At 67.7% G+C, this 15,751-nt stretch carries 14 protein-coding genes; 8 read left to right on the plus strand and 6 right to left on the minus strand.

Going from position 1 to position 15,751, the window contains the following annotated elements; genetic code table 11:
- The 5 genes from ASD05_RS06805 to ASD05_RS06825 form a co-directional block, all read left to right on the plus strand.
- Positions 1-330, plus strand: a 330-nt coding sequence (locus tag ASD05_RS06805; protein WP_162248881.1) for a dihydrodipicolinate synthase family protein, incomplete at its 5' end; no start/stop codon positions are given.
- Positions 331-480: 150 nt separating this feature from the next.
- Positions 481-1,848: a fosfomycin efflux MFS transporter AbaF gene (gene abaF, locus ASD05_RS06810; protein WP_056589492.1), complete on the plus strand. Its 1,368-nt coding sequence runs from the start codon at positions 481-483 to the stop codon at positions 1,846-1,848.
- Positions 1,849-2,009: 161 nt separating this feature from the next.
- Positions 2,010-3,662 (plus strand): sensor histidine kinase, encoded by a 1,653-nt coding sequence (locus ASD05_RS06815; protein ID WP_056590353.1) that lies wholly within the window; start codon positions 2,010-2,012, stop codon positions 3,660-3,662.
- The gene (locus ASD05_RS06820) at positions 3,659-4,345 is read left to right on the plus strand and encodes a response regulator transcription factor (RefSeq protein ID WP_056589494.1); all 687 of its coding nucleotides are present in this window, start codon (positions 3,659-3,661) and stop codon (positions 4,343-4,345) included. Before ASD05_RS06815 ends, ASD05_RS06820 begins: the two co-directional genes overlap by 4 nt.
- Positions 4,346-4,520: 175 nt before the next feature.
- A complete protein-coding gene (locus tag ASD05_RS06825; RefSeq protein WP_056589497.1) occupies positions 4,521-5,006 on the plus strand; it encodes an SgcJ/EcaC family oxidoreductase in 486 nt (161 codons plus the stop codon).
- Between the two features lie 14 nt (positions 5,007-5,020).
- Here ASD05_RS06825 and ASD05_RS06830 read toward each other — a convergent pair whose 3' ends face one another.
- Positions 5,021-6,751, minus strand: a complete 1,731-nt coding sequence (locus ASD05_RS06830) for a hypothetical protein (protein ID WP_056590356.1) — start codon at positions 6,749-6,751, stop codon at positions 5,021-5,023.
- A 165-nt stretch (positions 6,752-6,916) separates the two neighbouring features.
- Between ASD05_RS06830 and ASD05_RS06835 the strand changes: the two genes are divergently transcribed.
- On the plus strand, positions 6,917-8,950 hold the full coding sequence (locus ASD05_RS06835) for a putative bifunctional diguanylate cyclase/phosphodiesterase (protein ID WP_056589500.1): 2,034 nt from the start codon (positions 6,917-6,919) through the stop codon (positions 8,948-8,950).
- A gap of 6 nt (positions 8,951-8,956) precedes the next feature.
- Here the strand turns inward: ASD05_RS06835 and ASD05_RS06840 are convergent, their stop codons facing one another.
- The 4 genes from ASD05_RS06840 to ASD05_RS06855 form a co-directional block, all read right to left on the minus strand.
- Positions 8,957-10,183 carry a M20 family metallopeptidase gene (locus ASD05_RS06840; RefSeq protein WP_056589502.1) on the minus strand — a complete coding sequence of 409 codons (1,227 nt, stop codon included), beginning with the start codon at positions 10,181-10,183 and terminating at the stop codon, positions 8,957-8,959.
- Positions 10,184-10,203: 20 nt separating this feature from the next.
- Positions 10,204-11,982 (minus strand): 2-oxo-4-hydroxy-4-carboxy-5-ureidoimidazoline decarboxylase, encoded by a 1,779-nt coding sequence (gene uraD, locus ASD05_RS06845; protein ID WP_056589506.1) that lies wholly within the window; start codon positions 11,980-11,982, stop codon positions 10,204-10,206.
- A gap of 81 nt (positions 11,983-12,063) precedes the next feature.
- A complete protein-coding gene (gene puuE, locus ASD05_RS06850) occupies positions 12,064-13,029 on the minus strand; it encodes an allantoinase PuuE (protein WP_056589509.1) in 966 nt (321 codons plus the stop codon).
- 6 nt (positions 13,030-13,035) lie between these two features.
- Positions 13,036-13,710, minus strand: coding sequence for a GntR family transcriptional regulator (locus tag ASD05_RS06855; protein ID WP_007838350.1), 675 nt, complete (start codon positions 13,708-13,710; stop codon positions 13,036-13,038).
- Positions 13,711-13,792: 82 nt separating this feature from the next.
- Here ASD05_RS06855 and uraH point away from each other — a divergent pair, with 82 nt between their 5' ends.
- On the plus strand, positions 13,793-14,143 hold the full coding sequence (uraH, locus tag ASD05_RS06860) for a hydroxyisourate hydrolase (protein WP_007838349.1): 351 nt from the start codon (positions 13,793-13,795) through the stop codon (positions 14,141-14,143).
- 119 nt (positions 14,144-14,262) lie between these two features.
- On the opposite strand, the gene ASD05_RS06865 is transcribed toward uraH, so the two are convergent.
- A complete protein-coding gene (locus tag ASD05_RS06865; RefSeq protein WP_056589511.1) occupies positions 14,263-14,763 on the minus strand; it encodes a hypothetical protein in 501 nt (166 codons plus the stop codon).
- Positions 14,764-14,815: 52 nt separating this feature from the next.
- On the opposite strand from ASD05_RS06865, the gene xdhC reads away from it, so the two are divergent.
- A complete protein-coding gene (xdhC, locus tag ASD05_RS06870) occupies positions 14,816-15,625 on the plus strand; it encodes a xanthine dehydrogenase accessory protein XdhC (protein ID WP_056589514.1) in 810 nt (269 codons plus the stop codon).
- The last annotated feature ends 126 nt before the right edge of the window (positions 15,626-15,751 follow it).

Consider the following 15,751-nt stretch of genomic DNA (forward strand, 5'->3'; position numbering starts at 1 on the left):
GAAGGCCTAGCCCTGGGCTGCGACGGCCTGCTGGCCGGGGTGGGTTGCGCGTTCCCGCGTGAGACGGTGGCGCTGTACGACCTGATGAAGGCCGGCCAGTTCGCCGAGGCGCTCAAGCTCTACCAGTGGATGACGCCGATGCTGCACCTCGACGTGTCGACCAAGCTGGTGCAGAACCTCAAGCTCATCGATGTGCTGGTGGGCGTGGGCAGCGAGCACATGCGCCGCCCGCGCCTGCCGCTCATCGGCGAGGAGCGCGCCTTCATCGAGGCTGTCGTGAAGAAGGCGCTCGCCACGCGGCCTGCGCAGTACCAATCGGTCGTCGGTTGATCCTTCAGGCCGACGGCCCCGCCCACCGTGGCCACCCTCGCCAGTGCTGAGGCCGCGGCCGCTTCCGATGGCGCGAGTCGGCACCCGCCGTCTCGTGGGCGGGGACTTCTGCTCGCATTTTTCTCACTTCCCTTTTGAGGACCCGTTCCCATGTCAAACACCGCAGCAATCGAGACGATGCCAGCGAGCATCCCCAAGAAAGACACCAGCGATCTCAAGCGCGTCGTCGCCGCGTCGATGATCGGGTCCATCGCGGAGTGGTACGAATTCTTCCTTTACGGCACGGCCTCTGCGCTGGTGTTCGGCACGCACTTCTTCAAGCAGACTGGCAATCCGATCGATGGCGTGCTCGCGGCCTTCGCGCTGTACGCGGTGGGGTTCGCCGCCCGGCCGTTGGGCGGGATCGTGTTTGGCCACTACGGGGACAAGATCGGCCGCAAGACGCTGCTGCAGATCAGCCTGATCGTCGTCGGTATCACCACCTTCCTGATGGGCTGCCTGCCGACCTTCGAGGCTATCGGCTACTGGGCACCGGTGCTGCTGGTGAGCCTGCGGCTGATCCAGGGCTTCGCCTTCGGCGGCGAGTGGGGCGGCGCAGTGATCCTCGTGAGCGAGCATAGTCCTGACGACCGCCGCGGCTTTTGGGCCAGTTGGCCGCAGGCAGGCGTGCCGGCGGGCAACCTGATCGCCACCGTGGTCCTGCTGCTGCTGTCCTCGACACTGAGCGAATCGGACTTCCTCGGCTGGGGCTGGCGCGTGGCCTTCTGGTTCTCGGCCGTGGTCGTGCTGATCGGCTACTGGATCCGCAAGCGGGTGGACGACGCGCCGATCTTCAAGGAGTCGCAGGCGCGCCAGCATCAGGTCAAGCAGCAAGAGATGCGCCTTGTGCAGGTGCTCAAGTACCACTGGCGTGAAGTGCTGATCGGCATCGGCGCCCGCTTCGCGGAGAACATCCTGTACTACATGGTGGTCACCTTCTCGCTGACCTACCTGAAGATGATCGTGGGCATGAACACATCGCGCATCCTGCTGCTGATGTTCGGTGCGCACGCCATCCACTTCCTGCTGATTCCGGTGATGGGTCATCTCTCCGACGTGATCGGCCGCAAGCCGGTGTACTTGATCGGCGCGGTGCTCACTGCGTTCTGGGGCTTCGTCGGCTTTCCGATGATGGACACCGGCAACGAATGGCTCATCATGGCCGCGATCGTGTTGGGGCTGGCAATCGAGTCGATGACCTATTCGCCGTACTCGGCGCTGATGACCGAGCTGTTCCCCACGCGGATCCGCTACACCGCGCTGTCGTTGTGCTATCAGGTCGCACCGCTGCTGGCCGGCTCGCTGACGCCGTGGATCTCGCTCACACTGCTCAAGCACTACAAGTCATCCACGCCCATCGCCCTGTACTTGGTTGGCGCGGCGCTGATCTCCATCGTCGCCGTCAGCTTCGCCAAGGAAACCAAGGGCAAGTCGCTGCGCGAGATCGATGCCGCCGACGCGGCACGCCGCCCGCATTGATTCGATGACGTCGTAGATCAGCGTGGGCATCGTCGGCTGGAGCGGGGTGGCGGCGATGGCGACCTGCTTGCCGACGATCCGCAGATCGGCCTGTTCGCGCCGGCATGGGCTATTCTTCGAACCCTTCAAAACGAGTGTTCGCCGGCGCGCCACACTGCTCGATGCCTTCCATCAAATTCCGCACGCGGCTCTCGCTGGCCTTCGCAACGCTCGTTGCGCTGGTGTGCATCCAGGCCGGCTTCATCTACCTGGGCTCCGAGCGCGTTACTTTCGCCAAGCAGCACAGCCGGCTTGCGAGCGACATCCTGTCCGATCTGCTGGAGCTGTCCACCAACAAGCAGCGGCTGCGGGTCTGGGCCTCGCAGCGGCTGATGAATGGCGACGCACCGATCGAGGCACGCGACCGCTGGCTGGCCGGCATGCGGACCAGCGCGGCCAGCCTGCGCGACCTGACGCAGCGCGACCTGGACTGGTGGACCCAGGCTTCCTCGGCGCGCGGCACGCCGGTGCCCGAGGCGGCGACCCAGCTGGCGGCCAGCATCGACCTGCTCGACGCCAACATCGCCGAAGTCCAGGCCCGCCTGCTGCGGCTGGAGCCGTTGGAGCAGGGCGCGGAGTTTTCATCGGTGTGGCAGCAGCTCAACCAGGTGTTCGACGTGACGCGCGGACGCGACCTGCGCGAACTCGTCAACGGTGCGATCGCGCGCCAGCGCGAGGCCGTGCCGGTGGCACGCAAGGCCACGGAACGCGCCGTCGAGGTGCTGCGCCTGCAGGCCATCGGCCTCGCAGTGCTGACCCTGGTGGCCGCGGTGCTGATCGCCATTCGCCTGAATCGGCGGCTGCAGGCGCCCATCGCCGGCCTGCTGGCCGGCACGCAGGCCCTGCAGGCCGGCCGCATGGACCACCGCCTGGAGGTCGGGTCGAGGGACGAGTTCGGCCAGGTGGCGGAGCATTTCAATGCCATGGCCGCCGAGCTGCAGCAGCGCCGCAGCGATGCCGAAGCCGCGCGGCACAAGCTCGAAGCGGCGGTGGATGCGCGCACGGCCGAGCTGCAGTCCGCCCACGTCACGCTGCAGAACATCGACCAGCGCCGCCGTCAGCTGTTCGCCGACTTGAGCCACGAACTGCGCACGCCGGCCACCGCCATCCGCGGCGAGGCCGAGATCGCACTGCGCGGCGCCGACAAGCCGCCGGCCGAATACAAGCTGACGCTGTCGCGCATCGTCGGCGGCGTGGAGCAGCTCGCGCGGGTGATCGACGACCTGATGCTGATCGCACGCGCCGAGGCCGACCAGCTCGTCATTCGGCAGGACCGGGTGGACCTGGGCCTGCTGGTCGGCGATGCGGCCGAGCAGGCCGAGGCGCTGGGTGCGCTGCATGGGGTGGGGGTGCGCCTCGATGCGCCGCACGACGCGCAGCCGGCGCTTGTCCACGTGCACGCCGATGCCGATCGGCTGCGCCAGGCCCTGATGATCGTGCTGGACAACGCGGTGCGCTATTCGCGCCCGGGCGGCGCGGTTCGCATCGGTTGGCGCGAGCTCGACGGAGGCGTGGAAATCGCCGTGCGTGACCAGGGCATCGGCATCGACGCCGACGAGCTGCCCACGGTGTTCCAGCGCTTCACGCGTGGCCAGCGCGCCCGGGCACACCGCGTCGACGGCACCGGCATCGGCCTGTCGATCGCGCAGGTGATCGTTTCCGCACACGAAGGCCGCATCGACATCGAGAGCGAGCCGTTCGTGGGCACGACGGTCCGCATCCGGCTGCCCCGTTTCGACGGCACCGATTTCCCCACGGCGCCGGAGGCCGCATGAACAACATCCTGGTGGTCGAAGACGATCCGCGCGTGGCCGACTTCCTGCAGCGCGGCCTGCGCGCCGAAGGCTATGGTGTGCAGCTGGCCCGCACCGGAACCGAGGGCCTGGCGCTGGCGCGCAGCGGCGAGCCCGCGCTGCTCATCCTCGACCTGATGCTGCCTGGCCTCAGCGGCCTGGAGCTCTGCCAGACGATGCGCGCCGAGGGCCACCATGTGCCCGTGCTGATGCTCACGGCCATGAGCTCGCTGGAGGCCAAGGTCAACGGCCTGCGGCTGGGCGCGGACGACTACCTCACCAAGCCTTTCGCTTTCGAGGAACTGCTCGCGCGCATCGAGGCGCTGCTGCGGCGCGGGCGCGAGCAGCGCGTGAAGGCGAGCAGCCTGCAGGTGGCCGACCTCGTGCTGGACCGCGAGCGCATGCAGGTCACGCGGGCCGGCCAGCCGATCGCGCTGACCGCGAAGGAGCTGGCTTTCCTGGAACTGCTGATGAGCGCACCCGGGCGCGTGTACAGCCGCGAGCGCATCCTCTCGAACGTGTGGGGCACCAACGAGGACCCGCTGACCAACGTGGTCGACGTGTACGTGCGCCGGTTGCGCGCCAAGATCGACGAGGGTCATCCGCTCGCGCTGCTCAAGACCGTGCGCGGCTTCGGCTACCGGCTCGACGCGCAGGAGGCCTGAGCGCGCGCGGGGGCGCCCGTTCATCCGTTGTTCATCTGCGCTTCAACTCGCATTCATGGCCCGACACGGGTCGTGTTCATGAGCGCGCCACAGACTTGATTCCTGCCTCGCGAATGCGGTGCAGCGCCGGCCGAAACCGGTGCTTCAACAACTTCCACAACAAGGAATCATCTCCGTGAAGAAAAGTCTCGTCGCCAGTGCCGCCCTCGGCGTCCTCTCTCTCACGCTCGCCACCGGCGCGCTGGCCCAGGGATCGGGTACGGCCGTCTGCACGCCGGTGGATGCGGCGCAGGTCAGCGCCCTGTTCGACCGCTGGAACAACTCGCTGCGCACGCTGGACCCCGACAAGGTGGTCGCCAACTACGCCGCCGACGGCGTGCTGCTGCCGACCGTGTCGAACCAGCCGCGCACCAACCCGGCCGAGATCCGCGACTACTTCGTCAAATTCCTCAAGGGCGAGCCGCAAGGAAAGATCGACCAGCGCGTCATCAAGATCGGCTGCAACGTGGCGCAGGACGTCGGCACCTACACCTTCCGCTTCAAGGACGGCAGCACGGTGAACGCGCGCTACACCTACGTCTACGAATGGGTAAACGGCCAGTGGCTGATCGCGCATCACCACTCGTCGGCGATGCCCGAGACGCGCGCCCCGAAGAGCTGACCGGCAGCGACTGCCTACTGCGCGGCGACCTTCACGAACACCGGGTTCGAATAGAACCAGAGGTCGCTGTAGTTGCGCGCGTTGATCGCGTTGAAGCGCGCCACGTTGTCGGTGCCCGTGGTCTGCGCATCGGGCAGCGGCTCGCCGCCGGTGGTTTCGTTGGGCACGTCGGTGCCCAGGTTGGTGCCGCGCAGGCGGAAGTACTGGTTGTTGGCGGCCTTCACCGTGTAGCTCACGGTGAAGTAGCCGTCGGCGTCGAGCTTCCAGTCGGCGCGGGTGAAGCGCTTGAGCACGCGCGTCGACGGGTTGGTGTCGCGCGAGTAGCCCGGCGTGCCCGGCAGCTCGGGGCCGGTCACGTCGCCCGCGATCAGGTCGATGTGGTCGACCACCGGCTTCACGTTGGCGAAGCGGCCGCTGCCGAGCTGGTACTCGAAGTTGTTGCGCTCGGGGCTCTTGAAGCGGATGGTGATCTTCAGGTCTTCACCCGAGTTCGCGCCCAGCTCCGAACCCATCTCGCCCGTTCCCTTGGCGCCTTGCACCTTGAAGTCGAGCGCGTCGATCAGGCCGCCGTTCACCGCGAAGAGCTTGCCCGAGCGCATGGCCGCGAGCAGCGACTTCGGGTCCTTGATGTCGCCCCACAGGTGGTTCCTGGCGTACTCGCCGGGCGCGTAGCCGCTGCTGTACTGGCCCTGCGAGACGGTGAAGTGGTAGTCGGAGTCGGCCACGTTCCAGATGCGGCGGCCTTCGGAAAGCAGCGCGTCCCAGGTGCCGCCCAGTTTGGCGACGAGGTAGTCGACGCCGCCGTAGGTGCGCGAGGGCAGGTTGGCCGCGATATAGGCGCTGTTGTAGCCGCCACGGTCGGGCTCCATCTGGTTGCCGACCATGCCTTCGAGCGAGAACACGATGTTCGGCGCGAGGTCGTTCATCTCGCGCAACTGGGCGATCGTGTACTTGCCGGGGTTGCGCGAAGGGTGGTTGATCTGCAGGTAGCTGGTGTCGGGGTAGTTCTTCTTGAGCCAGGCGATGGCCGCGAGCGTCTCGGCGTGCGTGTTGTAGCCGGTGCCGGCCTTCGGACCCCATGCGGCGACATCCGCTGGCGGGAAGAGGGCGGGGGCGCGGTTGGTGAAGAGGTATTCGAACTGGTTCGCTGCCTTGAGCGCGGCATCCGACATGGGGTTGTCGGTCAGGATGCCGACGTTGCCGTGGTCGTGCGAGGGCATGTCCCACTCGAAGGCCGCGAAGATCGTCTTGTCGGCGTACTTGCCGCTGGCCTGCAGCGCCTTGATGCGTGGCACCTGGTACTTGGCCATGCCTTCCGAGAGCGGAATCTGCGCGGCCAGCTTGTTGCCGTCGTTGTCGTAGGAAGACAGGCGCAGGTGGTCGGACAGTGCCGCCCAGTCGAGCCCGAACTGGTCGAAGGCCTTGGCCAGCACCTGGTCGAGCGTGGAGATCTGCTGGGTGTCGTCCGACTGCATCGTGTGGATGTGCAGGTCGCCGACGGTCCAGCGCCCGGGCGGCACGGACGGGGCGGGATCGGCCGGCTGCGCAGGGGCCGGGGCGGGTGCGGGCGCGGGTGCGGGTGCAGCGGCAGTCGGGCTGCTGGGTGTCGTGGGGAAGAAAGCCGGGGCGCTGGAGCCGCCTCCGCCGCCGCAACCGGCAAGCGCGAGCGTGCCGATGGCGAGCGTGGAGAACAGGCTGCGGCGGAAGGGCAGGGTGGTTGGGAGAGCAGTCGGGAAGGTGGACATGGCGGGCTTGAAAAAAGCGACGCGCACCTGGAGTGCGCGTCTCTGCGAAAGCCGCGAGTCTGGGATAGGGCCATGACATCCGGGTGAAAGTCGAACGAAAGTTCGTTGTTACCGCGCACCAGTCGGCGCGCCGGCGTGGCCCGCGCCCTAAACTGTGCCCCTTCCATGATTCCCCGCGCGCCTTCTCCCGAGCTCACTGCGTCCGTCGACGACCAGGTGCTGTCCCGCACGGTGCGCACCGACCAGCTCGTGGCGATACGCCGCAGCGTGCTGCGGGCCCTTCCGATCAACGTGGTGCTGAGCTGCGCGGCGGCGCTGATCGCCGTCAACGCCGGCCGCGCGTTCGCAGGGCTGTGCTGGCTGCTGCTGTCCCTCATGGTGAGCGGAGTACGCAGCTACATCTGCCGCTGGCCGTTCGCACCGTCGCCGGGCACCACGCCCGACAGCAGCGTCGCCACATCGCCGAGCGCCCGTCCGGTCGAATGGCACCTGCGGGTGACGGCCGGCCTGGCCGCGGTGTCGGGCTGTGTGTGGGCGCTCATTCCGCTGCTGTGCGACGGCTACTCCTCGCCGCAGGCGGTGTTCTACCTGACGGTGGTGTGCGGCATCTGCGCGGGGGCGGTCACCTATGGCATCGCCTATGCGCTCGTGCCCGTCGGCTTCATCGCGCCGGCGCTGCTGTCGGTGGCGGGCTGCCTGGCGTATGCGGGCGGCTTCGACAACCTGTGCCTGGCGGCGCTGGTGCTGCTGTACCTCGGGGCGCTGACGCGCGGCGCGCTGCACAGCGACAAGGCCTTCCGCGAAGGCAGCCGCATCCGCAACGAAGCCACCGCCATGGCCGCCCAGCTGCGGCTGGCGCACGCGCTCTCGCTGGATGCAACGCAGCAACTGGCCTTCCGGGCCTCGCACGATTCTCTTACCGGCCTGTTCAACCGCGAGGGCTTCACCGAGGCCGCGACGCTGCGCATCGCCACGACCGATGGCCGCCAACACGGCCTGCTGCTGCTGGACCTCGATGGCTTCAAGGCGGTGAACGACGCCTTCGGCCACAAGGCCGGCGACCGCGTGCTGCAGGACGTGGCCCGCTGGCTGCAGCGGGAAACCGCAGACATGGAGGCCATCCTCGGGCGCTGGGGCGGCGATGAATTCGCGCTGCTCTACAGCCTGGGGGACGAGCGGCAGGCGCCAACGGCCATCGCGCAGGGGCTGATCCGTTCGGTCTCCTTCGCCACGGCGCACTACGGCGGCCACCTGGGCGTGAGCATCGGCATCTCGGTGTCGGGCGAGGCCGAGATCGCCGACATGATCAGCTTTGCCGACGAGGCGCTCTACGAGGCCAAGCGCCTCGGGCGCAACCGCTGCCAGCTCTTCGACAAGGCGCTCAACCAGCGGCTGGCCACGCGGCGGGACGTGGAGCGCGACCTGCTGCGCGCCATCGAGGCGCGCGACATCGGCGTGTGGTTCCAGCCGATCATGAACAGCGAAGGCTGCGAGGTCCACAGCCTCGAGGCGCTGATGCGCTGGAACCATCCGCGCCACGGCCAGATCGCTCCCGAGGAGGTGATCTACGCGGCTGCGAGCACCGGCGTGGCGGAGCCGCTGCTGCGGCACCTGGTCGACGAGGTCTGCCTGGCCATGCGCCAGCTCGAGGCCGCGGGCTCCAGCCTGGCTGCCGCGCCGGTCGCCATCAACGTCTCTCCACGCGAGATGGCGCAGCTCGCGGTCGACGACATCGTGCTGGGCATGCTGAAGGAGCGCGGCATCGCGCCGCGCCGGCTGCAGATCGAGATCACGGAAGAGGTGGCGCTCGACACCCATGCCACGCGCGGCCGGTTGAGCACGCTGTCGGCCGCGGGCGTGGCGATCGTGGTCGACGACTTCGGCGTGGGCTATTCGTCGCTGGCGTCGCTGCGCAGCGAGCACGTGCGGCAGGTGAAGATCGACCGCAGCTTCACCCTCGGCCTGTCGTCCTCGCCGGGCAACGTGGTGCTGGTGGATGCCATCGTCCAGCTCGGCCGTTCGCTGAACATCCAGGTCGTGGCCGAAGGCGTGGAAACGCAGGAAGAGCTCGAGGCCCTGCGCACGCTGGGCTGCAAGCTGGTGCAGGGCTACCACCTGGCGCGGCCCGCGCCGCTGTCCGAACTGATGGCGTGGGCGGCTTCGCGGGTGGAGCTGCCGGCGCTCGCCAAGGGCGCCTGAGCCGGATCAGGCCAGCAGGTCGCAGAGCGTGCGCGCGATCACCTTGGTGGCGCGGCGCAGGTCTTCGAGCACCACGCGCTCGTCGCTGCGCTTGGCATGCGACTCGAGCACGGTGCGCGGGCCGGCGCCGTAGATCACGCCCGGAATGCCGGCTTCGACATACAGGCGCACGTCGGTATACAACGGCGTGCCCATGGCCTTGATCGGCTCGCCGAACAGTTCGCCACCGTGCTTCTGGATGGCATCGACCAGCGGCTTGTTGCCGGCCAGCGGCTGCATCGAGTTGGCGAGCAGCAGGCGCTTGATGTCCACCGTGATGCCCGTGCTTTCGGCGGCGGCATCGGCGATCACCTTGCGGATCGTGGCCTCGACCTCGACCGGGTTTTCCTCGGGGATCATGCGGCGGTCGAGCTTGAACACCACCTTGCCGGGCACCACGTTGGTGTTGGTGCCGCCCTCGATGCGGCCCACGTTCAGGTACGGGTGCGTGATGCCCTCGACCTTCGACGTCACCTGCTGGTAGAGCGTGTTCTGCGCATAGAGCGCGTTGAGGATCTTCGTGGCGCCCTGCAGCGCATCGACGCCGGTGGTCGGAATGGCGGCATGTGCCATCTTGCCGTGCACCGTCACTTCCATCTGCAGGCAGCCGTTGTGCGCGGTGACCACTTCGTAGCTGAAGCCGGCCGCGATCATCAGGTCGGGCTTGGTCAGGCCGTTCTTGAGCAGCCAGCCCGGGCCGAGGATGCCGCCGAATTCTTCGTCGTAGGTGAAGTGCAGCTCGACGCTGCCCTTGGTCGGTTTCGCTACCGCTTCGAGCGCGCGCAACGCGAAGGTGAAGCTCGCGAAGTCGCTCTTGCTGACCGCGGCGGCACGGCCGAAGAGGCTGCCGTCGGCGATCTCGCCGCCGTACGGGTCGTGCGTCCAGCCTTCGCCCGGGGGAACCACGTCGCCGTGGGCATTGAGCGCCACGGTGCGGCCTTCGTTGCCGTACTTGCGGCGCACGATCAGGTTGGTGATCGATTCGAGGCCGTACTCCTTCACGTCCTGCACGGGCACGGCGTGCTTCTCGGCGTCGAGGCCGAAGTCCTTCAGCAGTTCGGCGGTGCGTTCGGCGTGCGGCGCGTTGTTGCCGGGCGGCGTGTCGGTGGGCACGCGCACCAGTTGCTGCAGGAACTGCACTTCCTCGTCGAAGTGGGCGTCGATCCAGGCGTCGAGTTTGGCGTAGTCGGTCATGGTTGTTCTTCTGTGGTCGGTCAGTGGGCTTGCTCGGTGGCGAGGTTGTCCAGCAGTAGCTGGAATGTTTGCACCGCTAATTGAATATCGTCGTTGGTGCTCGATTCGAGCGGGTTGTGGCTGATGCCCGAGTTGATGCCGCGCACGAAGAGCATGGCCTGCGGCATCACCTCGTGCAGCTTCATCGCGTCGTGGCCGGCGCCGCTGGGCATGCGGAAGAGCGGAATGCCGAGGGCATCGACCGCTTTTTCCCAGCGCTGCTGCCAGGCCGGTGCGCTCGGGGCGGCGGCGGCGCGCATCGTCTCCTCGAGCTCGTAGCGAACGCCGCGGCGCTCGCAAATGTCCTTCAGTGCGTTGACCACGTCGTTGGCCAGCGCGTCGCGCTGCGCATTGTTGGGCGCGCGCAGGTCGAGGCTGAACTTGCAGCGCCCCGGCACCACGTTGATCGAACCGCTGGGCACTTCGAGCATGCCGACGGTGCCGACCGAGTCGCCGTCCTTCGCCGCGCGCTGCTCGGTGTAGAGGATCAGTTCGGCGACGGCGGCGGCGGCGTCGCGGCGGCGGTCCATCGGCGTGGTGCCGGCGTGGCTGGCCATGCCGATGACCTCGCCCACGTAGCGCACGCTGCCGTTGATGGAGGTGACGATGCCCAGCGGCAGGTCGAGCTCGGTCAGCACCGGGCCCTGCTCGATGTGCACTTCGACGAAGCCGAGGTAGCGGACCGGGTCGCGCTGGATCTTCGGAATGTCTTCCTGCTTCAGGCCCGCGTGCTGCATGGCCTCCCGCATGGTTATGCCGTCGGCGTCCTTCTGGTCGAGCCAGCGCGGGTCGAAATGGCCGATGAGCGCGCCGGAGCCCAGGAAGGTCGCCTTGTAGCGCTGGCCTTCTTCTTCCGCGAAACCCACCACCTCGAAGGCGAAGGGCAGGCGCCTGCCTTGCCGCTTGAGTTCGCGCACGCAGGCCATAGGCACGAAGATGCCGAGGCGGCCGTCGTACTTGCCGCCGTTGCGCACGGTGTCGTAGTGCGAACCGGTGAGCAGCGTCTTCGCGTCGGGCGTGCTGCCTTCATAGCGACCCACCACGTTGCCGACCGCATCGATGTGCACCGAGTCGAAGCCGCACTCGCGCATCCACGTGGAGATCTGCGCGGCGCAGGCACGGTGCGCATCCGTCAGGTAGGTGACGGTGAGCTGGCCCTTCTCGGCGTAGCCCGGGTCGGTGTGCACCGCGAGCTGTTCCTGCCAGTCCCACACGTCGTTGCCGAGCGTGACGTCGGCGGCGAACTTGTCGTCCAGGCGGATCTCGGCGATGCGATGGATGTTGCGCAGCGCCTCGCCGAGTTCGAACCCCGGGTGGTTGTACAGCCGGCGCTCGAAGGTGTCGATGATTTCGCGCTTGGCCAGCCCCGTGCCGCGCGGGCCGCGCACCGCGAGGATGAACGGAAAGCCGAACTTCGCGTTGTAATCGGCGTTGAGCTGCTGGATCTTCGCGAACTCCTCGGGCGTGCAGTCGGTCAGGCCGGCCTTGCTCTGCTCGTTGGTCGATTCGGCCGTCAGCGTCTTGCTGACCATGGCCTTGCCCGCGAGCTCGGGGTGGGCGCGGATCAGGCCGATCTGCTCGTCGGCCGACGACGCGGCCAGCGCCTGCACCAGCGCGTGCTTGAGGTGCGCGAGCGAGCGGAAGGGGCGCGCGGCCAGCGCGCGCTGCGCGATCCAGGGCGAGTGCTCGTAGATGCCGTCGAGCAGTGCGACGGCTTCGGCCGGCACCGCGGCGTTGAGTTGGGCGATGGTGAGGCTCATGTCGTTCCTTGTCTTTCTCCCTCCCCTTTCGGGGGAGGGTTGGGGTGGGGGCACGCGGCGCTCGCAAAGTGGCGGACCATGTCAGGCACCCGGCAAGGCGGCATCGAACGGATGAGTCTTCATCCAGTGGCGCGCGATGTCCAACCGCCGGCAGACCCACACGCGGTCGTGCTGCGCGATGTGATCGAGAAAGCGCTGCAGCGCCGTGATGCGGCCGGGCCGCCCGAGCAGCCGGCAGTGCATGCCGATGCTCATCATCTTCGGGCTGTTGTCGCCATTCGGGTCGCCCTCGGCATAGAGCGCATCGAAGCTGTCCTTCATGTACTGGAAGAACGGATCGGCGTGCGAGTAGCCCTGCGGCAGCGCGAAGCGCATGTCGTTGCAATCGAGCGTGTAGGGCACGATGAGCTGGGGCACCACGCTGCCGTCGGTCTTCTGCACCTTCATCCAGAAGGGCAGGTCGTCACCGTAATAGTCGCTGTCGTATTCGAAGCCGCCGTAGTCGGCCACGAGGCGGCGCGTGCGCGGGCTGTCGCGGCCGGTGTACCAGCCAAGCGCTCGCTCGCCGGTGAGCTTCTCGATGGCTTCCATGCCCAGGCGCATGTGCTCGCGCTCGGTGGCTTCGTCGAGGTTCTGGTAATGAATCCAGCGCCAGCCGTGGCAGGCGATCTCGTGGCCGAGTTCCTTGAAGGCAGCGGTGAGCTCGGGGTAGCGCTCCAGCGCCATGCCCACGCCGAACACGGTCAGCGGCAGGCCGCGCTTCTCGAACTCGCGCAGGATGCGCCACACGCCGGCGCGCGAGCCGTATTCGTAGATGCCTTCCATGCTGATGTGCCGGTCGGGAAAGCTCGCCGGGTTGAACATCTCGGAGAGGAACTGTTCGGAGCCCGCATCGCCGTGCAGCGTGGCGTTCTCGCCGCCCTCTTCGTAGTTGAGGACGAACTGCACCGCGATGCGCGCGCCGCCCGGCCACTGGGCGTGCGGCGGGTTGCGGCCGTAGCCGACGAGGTCGCGCGGGTAGGGCAGGGTGGTGTCGTAGACGGTCATGGATGTTCAAGCCAGGGCGAGCGAGATGTCGTTGGTGGGGACCTTGCGGTCGAACGTGAGGTTGGCCTCTACGTGCTCCAGGTGTTCGGTCATGAGGCGCACGGCGCGCTCCTCGTCGCGCGCGGCCAGCGCCTTCACGATGTCGGCGTGCTCGTCGTTGGAGTGCTCGGCCGCGCTGGCGCTCTGGTACATCAGCGTGATGAGGGCGCAGCGCGAGATGAGTTCGCCGAGGATCTGCGCCAGCACCTGGTTGCCCATGAGCTCGGCCATGCGCACGTGGAAGTCGCCGAGCAGTTCGGTGCGGCCCGAGATGTCCTCGCCCGAGACGGCGGATTTTTCGAGCGCGACGTGTTCCTTCAGCGCCTTGATCTTGGCCGGCGTGACGGTGCGCACGAACTCGCGCGTCATCTCGGCCTCGAGCATGCGGCGCACCGCGAACACCTGTCTGGCTTCGTCGACCGCGGGCGCGGCCACGAATGCGCCGCGCGCGGGCTCGAGGCGGATGAGCTTGTTCTGCGACAGCTGGAACAGCGCCTGGCGCACCAGCGTGCGCGACACGCCGAAATGATCGGCCAGCTTCTGCTCGGCCAGCTTGGTGCCGGGCTGAAGCCGGTGCTCGACGATGGCCTTCGTGAGGGCATCGACGATCGAACGGGTGGTGGAGGACTCCATGTTTTTCATGATAGACCCAAAGCCGGTAACTGTATACACTTTTGTCCACCGGAATTTCCCGCACCCGATTCGACATTCGAAGGAGCGCCCCATGGGCCTGAGCACTCACGTACTGGACACGATGCACGGCGGCCCCGCGGCCGGCATGGAGGTGGCGCTGTACACCACCGACGGCGACGCCGCCACGCTGGTGAAGCGCTTCACGCTGAATTCCGACGGCCGCAGCGACGGGCCGCTCTACGACAACAACTCGCTGAAGGCCGGCACCTATCGGCTGGTGTTCGACGTGGCGGGCTACTTCAAGGCCCGCGGCGTGAAGCTGCCCGAGCCGAACTTCCTGAACAAGGTGTCGCTGGACTTCGGCGTGGCGCACACCGACCAGCACTACCATGTGCCGCTGCTGGTGAGCCCGTGGAGCTACTCGACGTACCGCGGGTCTTGATGCTCGCCCCCAGGCTTCGCGCACTTCGTGTCGCTTCGCCAACCCCCTACCGGGGGCGGGCCGGCCGCTTCGGGCGGCCGTGCGCGGCGGCCCCCGCGCAAATGCCTCCGGGTGTGTCTTCAGTCCCCTTGCTGTTGGCCTTCAGTCAGGGTGTCGAGCTGGAAGCGCCCGCTCTTGTCCCACAGCCAGGTGTCGGTCCATGTGACCGCGCCGAGGCGGGGGGCGGCGGGGAAGGGCGCGGCCTTCAGCACCATGCGCTCGATCTCGGCGATGACCTCGGGTGCATGCTTGGGCGCGCGCAGCCAGTGCATCGACAGCACCTTGCCGCCGGCATCGATGTGGACCTGCAGCGTGCCGACCGCATAGAGCATCGGCGGCAGCTGGCCACTGTAGATGCGCGACTTGTTGGCGTCGTAGATATGGCGCGCTGCGTCGCGACGGTAGTCGCGCGCATTGGCCGCATTCGATCCGTGCGACACCGGGGCGGTCGCACTCTGTTCGACCTTGGCCGCGCTCAACTGGCCGGGAACGGTCCCGGGGCTCCCGCAGCCGGCGAGCCAGAGTGCGGAAATGACGGATGCCACAAGGGCAAGGTGGCGCGGCGTAAGCTGACGGTTCATCGCAGGTTTATACCGTGAGTCTCGTGCAACCCCGCAACCGAAGGTGTCGGAAATGAACGGCATGGTCGATCAGCTGCTGGCCCGTCTTGCCCGCGAAGACGCGGTGCTGGTGCGCGTCGAGTCGACGCAGGGCTCGGCGCCGCGCGAGGCCGGCACCTGGATGGCGGTGTGGGCCGATGCGCTCACGGCCACCATCGGTGGCGGGCAACTCGAATTCCAGGCCACGAAGGAAGCGCGCGAGCTGCTGGCCGGCACGCGCGCCCCCTTCGACGGCATCCAGCGCTATCCGCTCGGGCCCAGCCTGGGGCAGTGCTGCGGCGGCGTGATGTTCCTGTCGTACCAGCGCATCACGGCGGCCGATGCGCCGAGGCTGCAGCGCGAACTGGTCGCGCAACTCAAGCCCGTGGCGCTGTTCGGCGGCGGCCACGTGGGCGCCGCGCTCGCGCGCCTGCTGGCCGCGCTGCCGTTCGCGGTGCGCTGGATCGACAGCCGCGACGGCGTCTTCCCCGAAGAGCTGCCGGCACAGATCGACACCGAGCATTCCGAGCCCGTGCAGGACGCCGTGGCCGCGCTCGCGCCGGGCAGCCGCGTGCTGATCATGAGCTTCAGCCATGCCGAAGACCTCGACATCGTCATCGCCTGCCTCAAGCGCCTGCGCGAGCGCAATGACCTGCCGTACATCGGCCTGATCGGCAGCAAGACCAAGTGGGCCACCTTCAGCCACCGGCTCGAGGCGCGCGGCTTCACGGCCGACGAACTGGCGCGCATCACCTGCCCCATCGGCGTGCCCGGCATCACCGGCAAGGAGCCCGAGGTGATTGCCGTCGCAGTGGCGGCACAGTTGTTGCAATCGCTGGGCTGAACAGGGTTTTCCCGGCGACGACGCCCCAAAAAAGCATCCCGCCCTTTGCCAAAACTGTATACACTTTCGGTCCACAACAAGCCGCAGCGGAGCGAGGCCCACGCCATGGAGCCTGCGTTCGCGGCA

Source organism: Variovorax sp. Root434 (genome assembly GCF_001426595.1).
Classification (GTDB): Bacteria; Pseudomonadota; Gammaproteobacteria; order Burkholderiales; family Burkholderiaceae_C; genus Variovorax.